The organism is Acidovorax soli (assembly GCF_014207955.1).
GTDB classification, from domain to species: domain Bacteria; phylum Pseudomonadota; class Gammaproteobacteria; order Burkholderiales; family Burkholderiaceae_C; genus Acidovorax; species Acidovorax soli_A.
Genome location: NZ_JACHLK010000007.1, coordinates 307735 through 325653 on the forward strand (window position 1 = coordinate 307735; position 17919 = coordinate 325653).

General features: G+C 67.2%; 14 protein-coding genes. 7 read left to right on the top strand and 7 right to left on the bottom strand.

Annotated elements, in window-relative coordinates; all coding sequences use genetic code 11:
* Positions 1-49: 49 nt before the first annotated feature.
* A complete protein-coding gene (hemA, locus tag HNP48_RS19005; RefSeq protein ID WP_184859854.1) occupies positions 50-1351 on the bottom strand; it encodes a glutamyl-tRNA reductase in 1302 nt (433 codons plus the stop codon).
* A gap of 71 nt (positions 1352-1422) precedes the next feature.
* Between hemA and HNP48_RS19010 the strand changes: the two genes are divergently transcribed.
* The gene (locus HNP48_RS19010; RefSeq protein WP_184859856.1) at positions 1423-1701 is read left to right on the top strand and encodes a hypothetical protein; all 279 of its coding nucleotides are present in this window, start codon (positions 1423-1425) and stop codon (positions 1699-1701) included.
* A 2-nt stretch (positions 1702-1703) separates the two neighbouring features.
* On the opposite strand, the gene HNP48_RS19015 is transcribed toward HNP48_RS19010, so the two are convergent.
* The 6 genes from HNP48_RS19015 to ugpB all read right to left on the bottom strand — a co-directional run bounded on the left by HNP48_RS19015 (position 1704) and on the right by ugpB (position 9328).
* Entirely contained in the window at positions 1704-4217 is a 2514-nt protein-coding gene (locus tag HNP48_RS19015) for a DUF3772 domain-containing protein (RefSeq protein WP_184860019.1), read from the bottom strand.
* A gap of 112 nt (positions 4218-4329) precedes the next feature.
* Entirely contained in the window at positions 4330-5082 is a 753-nt protein-coding gene (gene ugpQ, locus HNP48_RS19020; protein ID WP_184859858.1) for a glycerophosphodiester phosphodiesterase, read from the bottom strand.
* The gene (locus HNP48_RS19025; RefSeq protein ID WP_184859860.1) at positions 5079-6089 is read right to left on the bottom strand and encodes a sn-glycerol-3-phosphate import ATP-binding protein UgpC; all 1011 of its coding nucleotides are present in this window, start codon (positions 6087-6089) and stop codon (positions 5079-5081) included. The genes ugpQ and HNP48_RS19025 overlap by 4 nt, the downstream gene beginning before the upstream one ends.
* Before the next feature lie 70 nt (positions 6090-6159).
* Positions 6160-7011, bottom strand: coding sequence for a sn-glycerol-3-phosphate ABC transporter permease UgpE (ugpE, locus tag HNP48_RS19030; RefSeq protein WP_184859862.1), 852 nt, complete (start codon positions 7009-7011; stop codon positions 6160-6162).
* 1 nt (position 7012) lies between these two features.
* Positions 7013-7894, bottom strand: coding sequence for a sn-glycerol-3-phosphate ABC transporter permease UgpA (gene ugpA, locus HNP48_RS19035; RefSeq protein ID WP_184859864.1), 882 nt, complete (start codon positions 7892-7894; stop codon positions 7013-7015).
* 123 nt (positions 7895-8017) lie between these two features.
* The gene (gene ugpB / locus HNP48_RS19040) at positions 8018-9328 is read right to left on the bottom strand and encodes a sn-glycerol-3-phosphate ABC transporter substrate-binding protein UgpB (protein ID WP_184859866.1); all 1311 of its coding nucleotides are present in this window, start codon (positions 9326-9328) and stop codon (positions 8018-8020) included.
* Positions 9329-9626: 298 nt separating this feature from the next.
* Between ugpB and serA the strand changes: the two genes are divergently transcribed.
* From serA to HNP48_RS19070, 6 genes are all read left to right on the top strand, one after another.
* Positions 9627-10856 carry a phosphoglycerate dehydrogenase gene (serA, locus tag HNP48_RS19045; protein ID WP_184859868.1) on the top strand — a complete coding sequence of 410 codons (1230 nt, stop codon included), beginning with the start codon at positions 9627-9629 and terminating at the stop codon, positions 10854-10856.
* A 109-nt stretch (positions 10857-10965) separates the two neighbouring features.
* Positions 10966-14880, top strand: coding sequence for an FAD/FMN-binding oxidoreductase (locus HNP48_RS19050; RefSeq protein ID WP_184859870.1), 3915 nt, complete (start codon positions 10966-10968; stop codon positions 14878-14880).
* Entirely contained in the window at positions 14877-15317 is a 441-nt protein-coding gene (locus HNP48_RS19055; RefSeq protein WP_184859872.1) for an HIT family protein, read from the top strand. Before HNP48_RS19050 ends, HNP48_RS19055 begins: the two co-directional genes overlap by 4 nt.
* A gap of 71 nt (positions 15318-15388) precedes the next feature.
* Positions 15389-15811 carry a gamma-butyrobetaine hydroxylase-like domain-containing protein gene (locus HNP48_RS19060; protein ID WP_184859874.1) on the top strand — a complete coding sequence of 141 codons (423 nt, stop codon included), beginning with the start codon at positions 15389-15391 and terminating at the stop codon, positions 15809-15811.
* Between the two features lie 214 nt (positions 15812-16025).
* Positions 16026-16757, top strand: a complete 732-nt coding sequence (gene ubiE / locus HNP48_RS19065) for a bifunctional demethylmenaquinone methyltransferase/2-methoxy-6-polyprenyl-1,4-benzoquinol methylase UbiE (RefSeq protein ID WP_184859876.1) — start codon at positions 16026-16028, stop codon at positions 16755-16757.
* A 36-nt stretch (positions 16758-16793) separates the two neighbouring features.
* Entirely contained in the window at positions 16794-17846 is a 1053-nt protein-coding gene (locus tag HNP48_RS19070) for a Tim44 domain-containing protein (protein ID WP_184859878.1), read from the top strand.
* Positions 17847-17919: the final 73 nt, after the last annotated feature.

Sequence of the window (17919 nt, forward strand, 5' to 3'; positions counted from 1 at the left end):
GGGCGCTGTCCTCGGGCGGGCAGCGGGCCTGGCGGGGCGGCGATCGCCGCTACAGGCCGCTGTTCTTGCTTTGCGAGCGCAGGAACAGGCGCGAGACGGTCTGTGCCGTCTGGGCGCGCATCTCGGCGTCACCGGCGTGCAGCTCGGCCATGGTGCCGTGCAGCATTTTCTGCGTGATGCCGCGCGACAGGGCTTCGAGTACGGCGTCGAGGTCTTCGCCCCGGGCCAGCAGCTTCTTGGCGCGCGCGATCTCGGCGGCGCGCCAGCTGTCGGTCTGGGCGTTGAGCTGCTGGATCAGGGGCACCACGCCGCCCTCGGGGTGACGCTGGTCCATCCAATGCATGAAGCTCTGCACGCCCGCGTCGATGATGGCCTCGGCCTGTGCCACGGCGGCCTGGCGGTTGGCCTGGGCGGTCTGCACCACGCTGGCCAGGTCGTCCACGGTGTACAGGTAGACGTCGCCCAGGGCCTTGACCTCGGGCTCGATGTCGCGTGGCACGGCCAGGTCCACCATGAACATGGGGCGGTGGCGGCGCTTCTTGAGCGCGCGCTCCACGGCGCCCAGGCCGATGATGGGCAGGCTGCTGGCCGTGCAGCTGATCACGGCGTCGAACTCATGCAGGCGCTCGGGCAGGTCGGCCAGGCGCATCACCTCGCCGCCGAAGCGCGTGGCGAGCTTCTCGCCGCGCTCCAGGGTGCGGTTGGCGATGGCGATGGACTTGGGGTTGCGGGCCGCGAAGTGCGTGGCAGCCAGCTCGATCATCTCGCCCGCGCCCACGAAGAGCACACGGATCTTGGACAGGTCTTCGAACAACTGGCTGGCCAGGCGCACGGCTGCGGCCGCCATGCTGATGCTGTGCGCCCCGATCTCGGTGGAGGTGCGTACCTCCTTGGCCACGGCAAAGCTGCGCTGGAACAGCTGGTTCAGGGTGGTACCCAGGGCACCAGCCGTTTCGGCAGCGCGCACGGCATCCTTCATCTGGCCCAGGATCTGGGCTTCGCCCAGCACCATGGAATCGAGCCCGCTGGCCACGCGGAAGGCATGGCGGGCCACCAGGCTGTCTTCGAGGGTGTAGGAATGCGAGCGCAGCAGCGCCGGGCTCACGCCGCCGCTCTGGGCCAGCCAGCCCAGTGTGTGGTCCATGGCAGCCTGCTCGCCCGCGCAGTAGATTTCGGTGCGGTTGCAGGTGGAGATGATGGCGGTCTCCACGCTGGGGTGGCGGCTTTGCTGGCCCAGCGACTGGCGCAGGCCCTGCAGCGTGGGGGCAATCTGGTCGAGCGCGAACGCGAACCGGCCGCGCAGATCGAGGGGCGCGGTGGTGTGGTTGATGCCGAGGGCCCAGACTGCCATGCCCCAATTATAAAATTGTTGGAACATCCCGGTACAACTGGCTGGGATAGCCTTGATCTGGGTCAATTCCTATGGGTCCGCTGGACACGCTCAACCACCTGCTCAATTTCTTCGCCCCGGCCTTTGCCATGGCTGTGCTGATGGCGCTGGGCAGCCGCGTTTTGCGCTGGAAGTCGGGCGCATCCCATGCCGCATGGAAGCAGTTTGCCATCCAGTTGGCCGTAGGCTGCGCCGTGCTGCTGGCCGGCCTGGTGCTGCTGGGCCGGGACGGCAAGATGGCCACCTATGCCGCCCTGGTGGTGGCCTGCGCCACCTGCCAGTGGTGGCTGGGCAAGGGCTGGAAGGCCTGAACTCAGCCCGGGGCAACTGGTGTGACCGGCGCCAGCGGTGTATCGCCCCCTTGGGCGCGCGCACTGTGCGCCACGGCCGTGGTGGCCGGTGGTGACAGGGCCAGCCCCGCATCGCGCAGCTTGTCCAGAATGGCAAACAGCAGGTCGCTGCGCACCCCGCCTGCATTGCGCGGGTTGCTCACATAGCCGATCGCCAGGAAGGTCAGCGTGCCGTTCAGGATGCCTTCCAACTGCACGACGGGCTCGGGGTCGGCCATGATGCCCTCGTGCGCGGTGAAGGCCTCCAGGATGAGCGTGCGCATGCGCTGGGCGTCGGTGTCCAGCGGCGCGGGCAGGCGCAGCAGCACGCGGCCGGGGGCGCCGGTAAGCGTCATGTTGCGCACGGTCTTGGTGATGAACTCCGAGTTGGGCACGATCACGGTGGAGCGGTCGCCGAGCTGGATCTCGGTGGCGCGCACGTTCACGCGGCGCACGTCGCCCTCGGTTTCGCCCAGCACCACCCAGTCGCCCACGCGCACCGGCCGCTCGGCCAGCAGGATCAGGCCCGAGATGAAGTTCTGCACGATGGCCTGCAGCCCGAAGCCGATGCCCACCGACAGTGCGCTCGCCACCCAGGCGATGCGCTCCACGCTGATCCCCAGGCCCGCCAGCGCGATGGCGATCACCGCCACGCCGCCCACGTAGCCCAGCAGGGTGACGATGGAGCTGCGCATGCCCGGCTCCAGCGAGGTGTTGGGAAAGAACTGCTCGCTGAGCCAGCGCTTCAGGATGCGGATCATCACGAAGCCGGCGCAGGCAATCGCCAGCGCCGTGAGCAGCGCCTGCGGCGCCAGCGTGACGCTGCCCACCTGCAGGGTCTGGTTCACGCTGCTGCCGCGGCGGAACACCTCGTCCGGCGCCGTGCCCAGCGGCGCCAGCAGGGCGATCACCATGTAGAACAGCAGCACCAGGCGCAGTGCGCCCGAGGCCACCACGGCGCTCTGGTCCAGCAGCTTGCCGTCGATGCCCAGGCCCGTGTGCAGGCGCTGGCCGAAGCCGCCGCGCGAGGACAGCACGGCCTGTGCCACATCGTCCACCAACTGGAACAGCAGGTAGGTGGTGGCAAAGACCACCCCGGTCCAGACCATCTGGCCCGCCAGCATGTGGGCCAGTGCCACGAAGCCCAGCACCAGCAGCACCAGGATGGCAAAGGCCGTGGCGGCCGCCGCCGCCACCAGCAGGCCGACCCAGATCGGGCGGGCCGGTGGCGCCGGCGCGGTGGCTTCGCTGGCCGGTGCTTCCCCGGAGGGTGCTGGCGCAGCCTCTGCGGGCGCGCGCAGGTGGCGCAGTGCGCACAGGATGACCAGGGCCATGAGCAAGGCCGACAAGGTGTGGGCCGACACCTCGGCCGCCAGGCTGGCGCCGACCACACGGTTGACCTCGATGACCAGCCCGCCCAGCAGGGCCGTGAGCGCCAGCCACCAGGGGTAGGGCGCCAGGCGCGTGGCCAGCTCGTCCGACAGGGCCGCCAGGCGCCAGGAACTGCGCTTGCGCGAGAGCAGTGCGTGGCCCAGCGCGATCATGAAGGCGGCGAACACCACCAGCTGCAGGGTGGCGCGTTCGAACGCCTGCAGGCGTGGGCCCAGGCCGCCCTCCACCGTGAGCCCGCTCCAGGCCAGCTGTGCGGCCAGCGCCAACAGCAGGGTGTGCAGCAGCACCGCGGCAAAGGCCAGCAGCGAGCGCCGCAGACGCCCGGGCGGCAGGCGCGCGGGCGCCAGGCGCAACAGCAGCCGTTCGCCCAGCCAGGGGCCGGCGGTCGCCAGCAACAGGGCCACGGCCAGGCTGACCGCGAAACCCGTGCGGTGCGCCGGCTCCCAGGCCTGTTCTGCGGCGGCCCGCAGCTCATTGCCCAGGGAGCGCAGCCGCATCCAGTCGCTCGGGAAGGCGTTGCGCACATTGCGCCAGAAGCTGCCCGTGAGCGGTGAATCGATGCGGGTGGTGAGGGCGGTCTGGAACTGCTCGCGGCGCTGGCGGATGATCTCGGTGCTGCGCTGCTCGGCGTCCACCGCGATCAGGCGGGCCAGCTTGAGCTCCGAGTCGATGGCGCTGCGCTCCTTGCTCAGGGCCGCGCGCTGCTGCGCCACGTCGGCGGCTTCGGCCGGCGCCCCCTTGGCGGGGGCCGGGCCCAGGCCCGCCAGCCGGGTGTCGATATCGGCCAGCGCTTCGGCACGGCGTGCCGCCACCTGGGTCGCGGCCGTGCCGATGGCGGCCACGTCGCTGAGCCATTGGCGGTAGTCGTCGTCCTCGCCGAGCTTGGTGGGGATGGCATCGAAGCGCTCGCGCAGCGCATCCACGCCGGGCAGTTCGGGCTTTTCGCCGGTGGCGCTGCTGGCGGTGAGGGCCGGCGGCGCGGCGCTGCGGGTCTGCGCCAGGGCGGGAAGCGGGGGCTGGGGCGCGAGCAGCAGCACCAGCAAGGCAGCCTGCAGCAGGCTGGACCAGGGACGGTGGGAGAGAAGGCGCGCCGAAAGAAAGGCCATGCCGGCCTTGGGGCCGGCACAGTTGCGTTGCAAATTCATGCGCGCATTGTGCGGCCCCTGCGGCGCGGCCTGTGAGAGAGTGTTCCAGCCCGGGGCGGGCGGGAACGCAGGATCAGCCCGCCGGGCTGAACAGGTCGACCCGGTCGGTGATGATGCCGTCCGTGCCCAGGTCGATCAGGCGCTGGGCGGCCCAGGGGTCGTTCACGGTGTAGCTCAGGGCGCGCAGGCCCTGGCCTTGCACGGTGGCCACCAGGGCGACATCCCACAGCGCGTGGTTGCAGACAATCGCCACGCAGCCCAGGCCCACGGCCTCGTCCACGAAGCCCTGGCGGTGCACGTCCACCAGCAAGGCGCGCGGCAGCTGGGGCGCGGCATTGCGGGCGCTGGCCAGCGCTGCGGGCTGGAAGGAGGAGAGCAGCGGCGGCACGGCCTGCCCCTGCCATAACCGGGCGGCAGCCTCGGCCACCACGCGGCCGGTCGTCTCGTCCTGCCCGGGTGTGGGCTTGATCTCGATGTTCAGCAAGTACCCGTTGGCGATGCAGTAGCGGGCCAGGGCTTCCAGCGTGGGCAGGGGCTCGCCGGCGTGGGCGCGTGAATGCCAGCCGCCTGCATCGAGCTGCGACAAAGCGCTCCAGTCCAGGTCGCCGCCGGTGCCGTGGCCATTGGTCGTGCGCTGCAGCGTGGCGTCGTGCATCAGGAAGGGCACGCCATCGCGGCTCAGCTTGGCATCGCACTCGAACATGCGGTAGCCATGCTGCGCGCCCAGGCGAAAGGCCGCCAGCGTGTTCTCGGGCGCGAGCTTGCCCGCGCCCCGGTGGGCGATCCAGCGGGGGTAGGGCCAGGCCGTGGTCTGCAGCCCGGTCATGCCGAAATGCGCTTGCCCGAGGCGGCGTCGAAGCTGTGCAGGCGGTCAGGGCGCGGCGCCACGTGGATCACCGTGTCGGGCGCGGGCGAATGCGTGCCTTCTTCCACGCGCACGATGATCTGCTCGCCGTTCAGGCGGCCGTAGATCAGGCGCTCGGCGCCCAGCAGCTCCACGGTCTCCACCGTCACGGCCCAGCCGTCGCTGCCCACGTCCAGGTGCTCGGGGCGGATGCCCAGGATGGCGCCTTCCTTGCCGCCCGGGGCGTTCTTGAGCAGGTTCATGGGCGGCGAGCCGATGAAGCTGGCCACGAAGGTCGAGGCCGGCGTGTGGTAGACCTCCTCGGGCGTGCCAAACTGCTCCATGTTGCCGGCATTCATCACGATCATGCGCTCGGCCAGGGTCATGGCCTCGACCTGGTCGTGGGTCACGAACAGGCTGGTGATGCCGAGTTCGCGGTGCAGCTTCTGGATTTCCAGGCGGGTCTGGGCGCGCAGCTTGGCGTCCAGGTTGGACAGCGGCTCGTCGAACAGGAAGACCTGGGGCTGGCGCACGATGGCGCGGCCCATGGCCACGCGCTGGCGCTGACCGCCCGAGAGCTCGCGCGGCTTGCGTTCGAGCAGGTGACCGAGCTCCAGGATCTTGGCGGCCTTGTCCACGCGCGCCTTGATTTCTTCCTTGGGCACCTTGGCGATCTTCAGGCCGTAGGCCATGTTCTCGAAGTTCGTCATGTGCGGGTAGAGCGCGTAGTTCTGGAACACCATCGCGATGTCGCGCTGGGCCGGTTCCAGGTCGTTCACCACACGGCTGCCGATGCGCAGCTCGCCGCCCGAGATTTCCTCCAGGCCGGCCACCATGCGCAGCAGGGTGGACTTGCCGCAGCCTGAGGGGCCGACGATGACGATGAACTCGCCATCCTTGACCTCGGCGTTCACGCCATGGATGACCTGGTTGGCCTTGGGGCCCACGCCGTAGCGCTTGATGATGTTGCGAAAGGAAAGAGATGCCATTTTGCTATTGAATTAGTAGCTGCTAACGCAGTTGAATAGGGCGATAGGGGCTGTCGGGTTGGCTTTGTCTTTATTTCTCGGTATCCACCAGGCCCTTGACGAACCAGCGCTGCATGACCACCACCACGAAGGCCGGGGGCAGCATCGCCAGGAGGGCGGTGGCCATCACGATGTTCCACTCGTTGCCCGCATCGCCGCCGGCCAGCATGCGCTTGATGCCGATGACCACGGGGTACATGTCTTCCGAAGTGGTCACCAGCAGCGGCCACAGGTATTGGTTCCAGCCGTAGATGAACTGGATCACGAACAGTGCGGCAATCGAGGTGCGCGACAGCGGCACCAGGATGTCCTTGAAGAAGCGCATGGGGCCGGCGCCGTCCACGCGGGCGGCTTCGACCAATTCGTCGGGCACCGTGAGGAAGAACTGGCGGAACAGGAAGGTGGCCGTGGCCGATGCGATCAGCGGCACCGTGAGACCCGCATAGCTGTTGAGCATGCCCAGGTCCGACACCACCTGGTAGGTCGGGCCGATGCGCACTTCCACGGGCAGCATCAGCGTGATGAAGATCAGCCAGAAGCAGATGCCCTTGAACGGGAAGCGGAAGTAGACGATGGCAAAGGCCGAGAGCAGGGAGATCGCGATCTTGCCCACCGTGATGACGATGGCGGTGACAAAGCTCACCCACATCATGCGTGCCACCGGCGCGGTGGAGCCCGCGCCGGTGCCGCCGCCAAACAGCGCGTCGTGGTAGGTCTGCCAGAAGTTGCTGCCGGGCACCATGGGCATGGGCACCTGCACGATGTCCTGCGCCGTGTGGGTGGAGGCCACGAAGGCCAGGTACAGCGGGAAGCCGACGATGATCACGCCCAGCACCATGATGAGGTGCGAGAACGCGGTGAGATAAGGGCTGCGTTCAACCATATCAGTACTGGACTTTCTTTTCGACGTAGCGGAATTGGATGACGGTCAGGACGACCACGATGGCCATCAGCACCACCGACTGCGCAGCCGAGCCGCCCATGTCCATGGCCTTGAAGCCATCGTGGTACACCTTGTAGACCAGGATGGCGGTGTCGCGCCCCGGGCCGCCCTGCGTGGTCGAGTCCACGATGGCGAAGGTGTCGAAGAAGGCGTAGACCACGTTGATCACCAGCAGGAAGAAGGTGGTGGGCGAGAGCAGCGGGAACTGGATGCTCCAGAACCGGCGCCAGGGCCCGGCGCCATCGATGGACGCCGCTTCGATCAGCGACTTGGGGATGGACTGCAGGCCCGCGAGGAAGAACAGGAAGTTGTAGGAGATCTGCTTCCACACGGCTGCGATCACGATCAGCGACATGGCGTGGTCGGAGTTGAGCATGTGGTTCCAGTTGAAGCCCGACTGGCGCAGCATGTAGGCCACGACGCCCAGCGACGGCGAGAACATGAACATCCACAGCACGCCGGCCACGGCGGGGGCCACGGCATAGGGCAGCAGCAGTGCGGTCTTGTAGACGATGGCGCCCTTGATGATGCGATCGGCAAAGATCGCCAGCATCAGCGACAGGCAGATGCCCACCGCGGCCACCAGGACCGAGAAGAAGGCCGTGGTCTTGAACGACGCCAGGTAGCCCGGGTCTTCGAACAGGGCCTTGAAGTTGTCCAGGCCCACCCATTCCTTGGACAGGCCGAAGCTGTCCTGCATCTGGAAGGATTGCACCAGGGCCTGGCCGGCGGGCCAGAAGAAGAAGACGCTGATGATGACCAACTGGGGGGCAATGAGCACCCACGGCAGCCACGCGGAGCGAAAGAGAACGCGTTTTTCCATGTCCAGACTCTCAAAAAGACAACCCGCCAACCAGCAAACCAGGTCGGTTTGCGAGGGAGGCGGGCTTTCGGCAGCGTCCCGGCCGGTGTGCCGGGATGGCTGCCCGCAGGCGGGGCTGCCTGCTTACTTGTTGGCGCGCGCGAAGCGTGCCAGTTGCTCGTTGCCGCGGGTGGCGGCGGTGTCCAGGGCTTCCTTGGGCGACTTCTTGCCCGACCAGATCTGCTCGGTTTCCTCGTCGATGATGGTGCGGATCTGCACGAAGTTGCCCAGGCGGATGCCGCGCGACTTGTCGGTCGCCTTGCGGATCATCTGCGTCACGGCCACATCGGTGCCAGGGTTCTTCTCATAGAAACCGGAGGCTTCGGTCAGCTTGTAGGCCGCCGTGGTCACGGGCAGGTAGCCCGTGCGCTGGTGGCTGGCGGCCTGCACCTTGGTGTCGTTCAGGAAGTTCAGGAAATCGGCCACGCCCTTGTATTCCTCGGCCTTCTTGCCGGACATCACCCAGAGGCTGGCACCGCCGATGGCGGTGTTCTGGGGGGCACCCTTCACGTCGTCGTAGTAGGGCAGGGCCGAGATGCCGTAGGCGAACTTGGCTTCCTTGGCCACGCGGGCGTACAGGCCCGACGAACCGGTGATCATCGCGCACTCGCCCGAGGGGAAGGAGGCGTCAGGCGCGTTGCCGCGGCCCTTGTAGACGAAGCTGCCGTCCTTGGAGGCCTTGGCCAGGTTCTCGAAGTGGCGCACGTGCAGCGGTGTGTTGATCTGCAGCTGGGCGTCATTGCCATCGAAGCCGTTGTTCTTGGAGGCGAACAGCGTGTTGTGCCACAGCGAGAAGCTCTCCAGCTGCGTCCAGCTGATCCAGCTGGTGGTGAGCGGGCAGCTGTGGCCGCTGGCCTTGAGCTTGGAGGCGGCTGCGAACACTTCAGGCCAGGTCTTGGGCGGCTTGTCGGCGTCCAGGCCGGCCTTCTTGAAGGCGTCCTTGTTGTAATAGAAGATGGTGGTCGAGCTGTTGAGCGGGTAGCTCAGCATCTGGCCGTTGGGTGCCGTGTAGTAGCCGGCCACGGCCGACACGTACTGGGTGGGGTCGAACTTGAAGCCGCCGTCGTTGAGCACCTTGGCGGCGGGCACGATGGCGCCCTTGCTGGCCATCATGGTGGCGGTACCCACTTCGAACACCTGGATGATGTGGGGCGCATTGCCTGCGCGGAAGGCCGCGATGGCGCCGGTCATCGACTCGTCATAGGTGCCCTTGTAGGTGGGCACGACCTTGTACTTGGTCTGGCTGGCGTTGTACTGCTTGGCCAGATCGTTCACCCAGTCGCCCAGGGCGGCGCTCATGGAGTGCCACCATTGGATTTCTACTTGTTGGGCCTGCGCGGGGGCGCAGACGGACAGGGCGATGGCAGCAGACAGTGCCAGTTGCTTGAGTTGCATGAATGGTTCCTTCCGGAGATGGCGAAATGCACAAAGGGCGCATGCTAGGCAGCCCTTGTGACAGTGATATGTCGTTGTCGCACAGCACTGTAGTGGTCACAACTGGGGAAATCCCCTTGCGTTGGACGCAGTGTGTCCGATTGTGACGCTTATGTGACAGGATTTTGCCATTCACGGAGCGTTGCAAGGTTTTGTGCATTGCACCATCCTTGGTGCATAGTGGTGCTTGCGCTGCACACCTTCGGTGCGCAGCGCGCAAGACCCGTTCGTTCCCATTCCTCAGCAACCACCAACTGCCATGGCCAACAACTCTCTGGACAAGAACAAGATCAAATTCCTGCTGCTCGAAGGCATCCACCCCTCGGCGGTGGACGTGCTGCGCTCTGCGGGCTACACCCAGATCGAGACCGTCTCCGGCGCCCTGCCCGACGAAGAGTTGAAGGCCAAGATCGCCGATGTGCACTTCCTGGGCATCCGCTCGCGCACCCAGCTGACCGAGGAGGTCTTCGCCAGGGCCCACAAGCTCGTGGCCGTGGGGTGCTTCTGCATCGGCACCAACCAGGTGGACCTGGATGCCGCACGCGAGCGCGGTATTGCCGTGTTCAATGCCCCGTATTCCAACACCCGCTCGGTGGCTGAGCTGGTGCTGGCCGAGGCCATTCTGCTGTTGCGCGGCATTCCCGAGAAGAATGCCGTGGCGCACCGTGGCGGCTGGCTCAAGTCGGCCGACAACGCCTACGAGATCCGCGGCAAGACCCTGGGCATCGTCGGCTACGGCTCCATCGGCACGCAGCTGTCGGTGCTGGCCGAGGCCCTGGGCATGCAGGTGGCCTTCTTCGATGTGGTCAACAAGCTGCCCCTGGGCAATGCGCGCCAGGTGCACCATCTGCACGACCTGCTGGCGCAAAGCGACATCGTGAGCCTGCATGTGCCCGAGCTGCCCTCCACCCAGTGGATGATCGGCGCTGCCGAGATCGCGGCCATGAAGCCCGGCGGCATCCTGATCAATGCCGCGCGTGGCACGGTGGTCGAGATCGAGCCCCTGGCCGAGGCCCTGAAGGCGCGCAAGCTGCTGGGCGCGGCGATCGACGTGTTCCCGGTGGAGCCGCGCACCAACAAGGACGAGTTCCTGTCCCCGCTGCGCGGCCTGGACAACGTGATCCTCACCCCGCACGTGGGGGGCTCCACCATGGAGGCCCAGGCCAACATCGGCCTGGAAGTGGCCGAAAAGCTCGTCAAGTACAGCGACAACGGCACCAGCACCTCGTCGGTCAACTTCCCGGAAGTGGCGCTGCCGGCCCACCCCGGCAAGCACCGCCTGCTGCACATCCACCGCAATGTGCCGGGCGTGCTGTCGGAGATCAACCGCATCTTCTCGGACAACCAGATCAACATTTCCTCGCAGTACCTGCAGACCAACGAGAAGATCGGCTACGTGGTGATCGACATCGACGCGGCCTCGTCCGACCTGGCGCTGGACAAGCTGGCCGGCGTCACCGGCACGCTGCGCAGCCGCGTGCTGTTCTGAGCGGAAAGCGGGGCGGGAGAGGGCCCCGCCCAGCGCCGATCGGGCCTCTGGCGTAAAATCACGCCCCCGAGGCTCATGGGCGCGCGGCGCCCACCCCAGGTAGACCCCCATGAATGTTCCGATAGCGTTGGCTGCCTTGCAGACGCAGGCCGCCGAGCCTGTGCGTCTGCGCGAGATCCCCTATAACTACACCTCGTTCTCCGACCGGGAGATCGTGATCCGCCTGCTGGGCTCCGCCTCCTGGGAGGTGCTCGACCAGCTGCGCAAGGAACGGCGCACCGGGCGCTCCGCCCGCATGCTCTACGAGGTGCTGGGCGACATCTGGGTGGTGCAGCGCAACCCCTACCTGCAGGACGACCTGCTGGACAACCCCGGCCGGCGCAAGCAGCTGGTGGAAGCCCTGCAGCACCGCCTGGCCGAGATCGACAAGCGCCGCACCCCGGGCGACGACGCCGGGCGCGACCGCCTGGTGGGCGAACTGGTCGAAGCCGCCGGCAAGGCGGTGACTGCCTTCAACGCCACCTTCGTGCAGGCGGGCGAGCTGCGCCGGCGCATCCAGCGCACGCTGGGGCGCCTGACGGCCAAGGACAACATCAAGTTCGACGGCCTGTCGCGCGTGTCCCACGTGACGGACGCCACCGACTGGCGTGTGGAGTACCCCTTCGTCGTGCTGGTGCCCGACACCGAAGCCGAGATGGCCGCCCTGGTCAAGGGCTGCATCGAGCTCGGTCTGACCATCATCCCGCGCGGGGGCGGCACCGGCTACACCGGCGGCGCCATCCCGCTGACCTGGAAGAGCGTGGTCATCAACACCGAAAAGCTCGAGGCCATGACCGAGGTGGAGATGCGCCGCCTGCCGGGCATGGACCGCGACGTGGGCACGGTATGGACCGAGGCCGGCGTGGTCACCCAGCGCGTGGCCGACGCGGCCGAGCGCGCAGGCTTCGTCTTCGCCGTGGACCCGACCAGCGCCGAGGCCTCGTGCATCGGCGGCAACATCGCCATGAACGCGGGCGGCAAGAAGGCCGTGCTGTGGGGCACGGCGCTGGACAACCTGGCCAGCTGGCGCATGGTGACGCCGCAGGCGCAGTGGCTCGAAGTCACGCGCCTGGACCACAACATGGGCAAGATCCACGACGTGGAGACCGCCACCTTCGAGCTGCAGTACTTCGAGGCCGACGGCAAGACCCCGGTGCGCACCGAACGCCTGTCCATTCCGGGCAAGACCTTCCGCAAGGAAGGCCTGGGCAAGGACGTGACCGACAAGTTCCTCTCGGGCCTGCCCGGCATCCAGAAAGAGGGCTGCGACGGCTTGATCACCAGCGCGCGCTGGGTGGTGCACCGCATGCCTGAGCACACGCGCACCGTGTGCATGGAGTTCTTCGGCAACGCCAAGGACGCCGTCCCGAGCATCGTCGAGATCAAGGACTACATGTTCGCCGAGCAAAAGCGCTCGGGCGTGCTGCTGGCGGGGCTGGAACACCTGGACGACCGCTACCTCAAGGCGGTGGGCTACGCCACCAAGAGCAAGAAGGGCAACGGCGGCCTGCCCAAGATGGTGCTGATCGGCGACATCGCGGGCGACGACGCCGACGAAGTGGCGCGTGTGACCAGCGAGGTCGTGCGCATCGCCAACTCGCGCAACGGCGAGGGCTTCATCGCCATCAGCCCCGAGGCGCGCAAGAAGTTCTGGCTGGACCGCAAGCGCACGGCCGCCATCAGCCGCCACACCAACGCCTTCAAGATCAACGAAGACGTGGTGATCCCGCTGCCGCGCATGGCCGAGTACACCGACGGCATCGAGCGCATCAACATCGAGCTGTCACTGCGCAACAAGCTCAAGCTGTGCGATGCGCTCACCGACTTCTTCGAGCGCGGCAACCTGCCCCTGGGCAAGCACGACGACGCCAATGAAATCCCCTCGGCCGAGCTGCTGGAGGACCGCGTGGCCCAGGCCATCGCCCTGGTGGCCGAGGTGCGCACGCTCTGGGCCACCTGGCTGCAGAACGTGGACAGCCTGTTCCCGCAGCTGCAGGACCACACCCTGCGCGCCAGCTGGAAGACCCAGCTGCGTGCGCCGCTGCAGACCATCTTTGCCGGCGCCGCCTTCAAGCCCATCCTCGACGAGGCCACGGCCATCCACAAGCGCGTGCTCAAGGGCCGCGTCTGGGTGGCCCTGCACATGCATGCCGGCGACGGCAATGTGCACACCAACCTCCCCGTCAACAGCGACGACTACGAGATGCTGCAGACCGCGCACGAGGCGGTGGAACGCATCATGGTGCTGGCGCGCAGCCTCGATGGTGTGATCTCGGGCGAGCACGGCATCGGCATCACCAAGCTCGAATTCCTGACCGACGACGAGCTGCGCCCGTTCGCCGAGTACAAGCAGCGCGTGGACCCCGAAGGCCGCTTCAACAAGGGCAAGCTGCTGCGCGATGCCGCGCCGGTGCTGGCCATGGACGCCACCCCGGGTGGCCAGGCGCGCGACCCGGCGCTGCTGCATGCCGACCTGACCAATGCCTACACGCCGAGCTTCGGCCTCATGGGGCACGAGTCGTTGATCATGCAGCAAAGCGACATCGGCGCCATTGCCGATTCGGTCAAGGACTGCCTGCGCTGCGGCAAGTGCAAGCCCGTGTGCGCGACGCACGTGCCGCGCGCCAACCTGCTGTACAGCCCGCGCAACAAGATCCTGGCCACCTCGCTGCTGGTGGAGGCCTTCCTCTACGAGGAGCAGACCCGCCGCGGCGTGAGCATCAAGCACTGGCAGGAGTTCGAGGACGTGGCCGACCACTGCACGGTCTGCCACAAGTGCGCCAGCCCCTGCCCGGTGAAGATCGACTTCGGCGACGTCACCATGAACATGCGCAACCTGCTGCGCAAGATGGGCAAGAAGACCTTCCGCCCCGGCAATGCGCTGGCGATGACCATGCTCAACGCCACCAACCCCGAGACCATCAAGTTCATGCGCAGTGCCATGGTGGACGTGGGCTTCAAGGCCCAGCGCATGGCCGTGGACCTGCTGCGCAAGGTCGGCCGCAAGCAGACCGCCAAGCCGCCGGCCACGGTGGGCACCGCACCGGTCAAGGAGCAGGTGATCCACTTCATCAACAAGAAGCTGCCCGGCGGCCTGCCCAAGCGCACCGCGCGCGCGCTGCTGGACATCGAGGACAAGGACTACGTCCCCATCATCCGCAACCCCAAGGCCACCACGGCCGAGGCCGAGGCGGTGTTCTACTTCCCCGGTTGCGGCTCGGAGCGCCTGTTCAGCCAGGTGGGCCTGGCCACGCAGGCCATGCTCTGGCATGCGGGCGTGCAGACCGTGCTGCCGCCGGGCTACCTGTGCTGCGGCTACCCGCAACGCGGCAGCGGCCAGTTCGACAAGGCCGAGAAGATGATCACCGACAACCGGGTGCTCTTCCACCGCGTGGCCAACACGCTCAACTACCTGGACATCAAGACCGTGGTGGTGAGCTGCGGCACCTGCTACGACCAGCTGCAGGGCTACGAGTTCGACAAGATCTTCCCGGGCAGCCGCATCATCGACATCCACGAATACCTGCTCGAAAAGGGCATCGCCCTGCAGGGCAAGGGTGCCTACCTGTACCACGAGCCCTGCCACAGCCCCATGAAGCAGCAGGACGGCCTCAAGACCGTGAAGGCCCTGGTGGGCGAGCAGGTGCTCAAGAGCGAGCGCTGCTGCGGCGAGTCGGGCACCCTGGGCGTGACGCGCCCGGACGTCTCCACCCAGATCCGCTTCCGCAAGGAAGAGGAGATCAAGAAGGGCGAGGCCGCGCTGCGCGCCAGCGGCGCCGTGGGGGCGCAGGACAACGTGAAGATCCTCACCAGCTGCCCGAGCTGCCTGCAAGGCCTGAACCGCTACCAGGACGACCTGAACAACGGTCTGCTCGAAGCCGACTACATCGTGGTGGAGATGGCGCGCGAGATCCTGGGCGAGAACTGGATGCCCGAGTACGTGGAGCGCGCCAACGCGGGTGGCATCGAGCGGGTGCTGGTATGAGCGAACGCATCGCCTGCCCCCTGTGCGCCGCCGATGGCGGCACGCTGGTCTGGCGCGGTGAGCGCCTGCGCGTCATCCGCGCCGATGAGGCCGGCTTTCCGGCCTTCTACCGCGTGGTGTGGGCAGCCCATGCGGCCGAGTTCTCGGACCTGTCGGCGGCCGAGCGCGTGCACTGCATGGAGGCCGTCACGGCCGTCGAGCGGGCGCTGCGCGACCATCTGGCGCCCACCAAGGTCAACCTGGCGGCGCTGGGCAACATGGTGCCGCACCTGCACTGGCACGTGATTGCACGCTTCGCCTGGGACAGCCATTTCCCGGCGCCCGTGTGGGCCGCTGCCCAGCGGCCCAGTCCGCTTGCCGAGGAGGCCGCTTTGCGCGCGCGCCTGCCGGCCGCCGAGGCGGCGATGGTGGCCGCGCTGCAGGGGCTTGGCCACTGAGGCAGACCCCGGGTGGGACAATGTGGGCCGGCCTGGCAATCGTCGCCAGGCCGTTTTTCGAGGTGATATCCATGGCAGGTTTGAAAGCGGGCTCGCCCACGCCGCAGGCACTCACGGTGCACGGCAAGTCGCGGGTGCTCGAAGTGGTGTTCTCGGACGGCGCGGCCTTCCGCATCCCGTTCGAGCTGATGCGCGTCTACTCGCCCTCGGCCGAGGTGCAGGGCCATGGCCCGGGCCAGGAGGTGCTGCAGACCGGCAAGCGCGAGGTAACGCTCGACAGTCTGGAGCCCATCGGCAACTATGCCGTCAAGCCCACGTTCTCGGACGGGCACGACACGGGCATCTTCACCTGGGATTACCTGTACGAGCTGGGCCAGCAGCAGGCCGCGCTGTGGGCGCAGTACGAGAGCCGGCTTGCCGCCGCCGGAGTGGGCCGCGATGCGCCCATGGCCCCGAAGGGCGGGGGCGGTGGCCACGCCTGCGGCAGCCACTGAGCCCGGTCGAGCCCGCACTGTGGCCCGCGCGCACCATCGTGGCGCCCGGCGCACCGGCCTTTGGTGCTCTCCTTACAATAGCAAACAGGGTATGCACGGACAGGTTTCGCCTGTCTTTTGATGCCCCGACTTTCTCCACCCCTGCGGCAGATGCCCCGTTTCAGTGCGGGGTTGTCGCTGTACCTCTGGCGCGCACGCGCCTAGCATGAATCCCATGAGCAGCACCCACTTCGGTTTCCAGTCGGTCGACGAACAGGACAAGGCGCGCCATGTGCGCGGCGTGTTCGATTCGGTGGCGTCCAAGTACGACGTCATGAACGACCTCATGTCGGCGGGCCTGCACCGCGCCTGGAAGGCTTACACCGTGATGGTGGCCAACCTGCGCGAGGGCAGCCAGGTGCTGGACATCGCGGGCGGCACGGGCGACCTGGCGTTGGCTTTCTCGAAGAAGGTCGGCGCCACCGGCCGCGTGGTGCACACCGACATCAACGAAGCCATGCTGCGTACCGGGCGCGACCGCCTGATCGACGCGGGCGTGGTGCTGCCCACCCTGGTCTGCGATGCCGAGAAGCTGCCGTTCCCCGATGCGCACTTCGACGTGGTGAGCGTGGCGTTTGGTTTGCGCAACATGACGCACAAGGATGTTGCGCTGCGCGAGATGTGCCGTGTGCTCAAGCCGGGCGGCAAGCTCTTGGTGCTCGAGTTCTCCAAGGTCGCCAAGCCGCTGACCAAGGTCTATGACTGGTATTCCTTCAAGGTGCTGCCGCAACTGGGCAAGCTGGTGGCCGGCGATGACGCGAGCTACCGCTACCTGGCCGAGTCCATCCGCATGCACCCAGGGCAGGAAGAGCTCAAAAGCCTCATGCAGCAAACTGGCTTTGGGCATGTGGACTATCACAACATGACTGGCGGCATAGTGGCCTTGCATGTTGGAATCAAGTGCTGAACGGCAAAGTTCGGCCGTATACAAGATGGAGATGACATGATGAAACTGTGGTCTGTGGTTCTGGTGGCAATGCTGGCGTTCGCGCATGCAGATGCCGACGCCCGCCGCCTGGGTGGCGGCAACTCCGTGGGCAAGCAGTCCAGCAACGTGACGCAGCGCGAATCCGCGGCGCCCGCCGGCCCTGCCCAGAACGCCAACAACGCGGCCAACAAGCCCGCCACGCCAGCGACGCCACCGGCCGCTGCCGCTGCCCCGAAGAAGCCCTGGGGCGCCATGCTCGGTGGCCTGGCCGCGGGCCTGGGCCTGGCCTGGCTGGCCAGCTCGCTGGGCCTGGGTGCAGGTTTCGGCAACATCCTCATGATCCTGCTGCTCGCCGTGGCGGCGTTTGCCATCTTCAAGATGGTCATGCGCATGCGCAATGGCGGCGGCAACCAGGGCGGCGTGTCTGCAGGCGGCGCACCCTTCGCCTTCCAGGGCGCGGGCGCAGCCACCCCGGCGGCGGCCCAGGTGCCTCCGCAGTACAGCCCCAACAATGTCGGCAACGACGCCTCGGCTCGCCCCTGGGAGCGCAACAGCATGGCTTTCGATGCCGCGCGTGCGCAGCCGGCTGCGGCCGGAGCTGCCGGTTCGGGCGTGGTGATCGGTTCCGGCCTGACCGGTGCCGCCGCCGGCGCCGCCTTGTCCGGTTCGCAGAACTGGGGTGTGCCCGAGGGCTTTGATACGCCCGGTTTCCTGGCGGCTGCCAAGCGCAATTTCGTGACCCTGCAGGCTGCGTGGGACCGCTCGGACATCTCCACCCTGCGTTCCATGATGACCGACGGCATGCTTGAGGAAATCCGTTCGCAGCTGGCCGAGCGCGAGACGCACCGCGGCGCCGAGCCCAACCACACCGACGTGGTGATGATCGAGGCGCAACTGCTGGGCATTGAAGAGCTGGACGACGGCTACATGGCCAGCGTGGAGTTCTCGGGCATGATCCGCGAAGAGCTCTCGGCCGGCCCGAGCCCCTTCCGCGAAGTATGGAACATGACCAAGGCCAAGAGCGGTGCCAGCGGCTGGCTCGTGGCCGGTGTGCAGGCCCTGCAGTGAGCGCAGCGGCTTTGTAAATCAACTCGGATCGGCCCAAAACCCCTGTTTTGGGCCAAGTTCAGGGAATAATCGG

Excerpts from the sequence above, each read along its gene's own strand:
- HNP48_RS19060 (WP_184859874.1), top strand. The coding sequence starts at position 15,389 with ATGGCAGGTTTGAAAGCGGGCTCGCCCACGCCGCAGGCACTCACGGTG.
- ugpE (WP_184859862.1), bottom strand. The coding sequence starts at position 7,011 with ATGGTTGAACGCAGCCCTTATCTCACCGCGTTCTCGCACCTCATCATG.
- serA (WP_184859868.1), top strand. The coding sequence starts at position 9,627 with ATGGCCAACAACTCTCTGGACAAGAACAAGATCAAATTCCTGCTGCTC.
- ubiE (WP_184859876.1), top strand. The coding sequence starts at position 16,026 with ATGAGCAGCACCCACTTCGGTTTCCAGTCGGTCGACGAACAGGACAAG.
- HNP48_RS19050 (WP_184859870.1), top strand. The coding sequence starts at position 10,966 with ATGAATGTTCCGATAGCGTTGGCTGCCTTGCAGACGCAGGCCGCCGAG.
- HNP48_RS19015 (WP_184860019.1), bottom strand. The coding sequence starts at position 4,217 with ATGGCCTTTCTTTCGGCGCGCCTTCTCTCCCACCGTCCCTGGTCCAGC.
- HNP48_RS19055 (WP_184859872.1), top strand. The coding sequence starts at position 14,877 with ATGAGCGAACGCATCGCCTGCCCCCTGTGCGCCGCCGATGGCGGCACG.
- hemA (WP_184859854.1), bottom strand. The coding sequence starts at position 1,351 with ATGGCAGTCTGGGCCCTCGGCATCAACCACACCACCGCGCCCCTCGAT.
- HNP48_RS19070 (WP_184859878.1), top strand. The coding sequence starts at position 16,794 with ATGATGAAACTGTGGTCTGTGGTTCTGGTGGCAATGCTGGCGTTCGCG.
- HNP48_RS19025 (WP_184859860.1), bottom strand. The coding sequence starts at position 6,089 with ATGGCATCTCTTTCCTTTCGCAACATCATCAAGCGCTACGGCGTGGGC.
- ugpQ (WP_184859858.1), bottom strand. The coding sequence starts at position 5,082 with ATGACCGGGCTGCAGACCACGGCCTGGCCCTACCCCCGCTGGATCGCC.
- ugpB (WP_184859866.1), bottom strand. The coding sequence starts at position 9,328 with ATGCAACTCAAGCAACTGGCACTGTCTGCTGCCATCGCCCTGTCCGTC.
- HNP48_RS19010 (WP_184859856.1), top strand. The coding sequence starts at position 1,423 with ATGGGTCCGCTGGACACGCTCAACCACCTGCTCAATTTCTTCGCCCCG.
- ugpA (WP_184859864.1), bottom strand. The coding sequence starts at position 7,894 with ATGGAAAAACGCGTTCTCTTTCGCTCCGCGTGGCTGCCGTGGGTGCTC.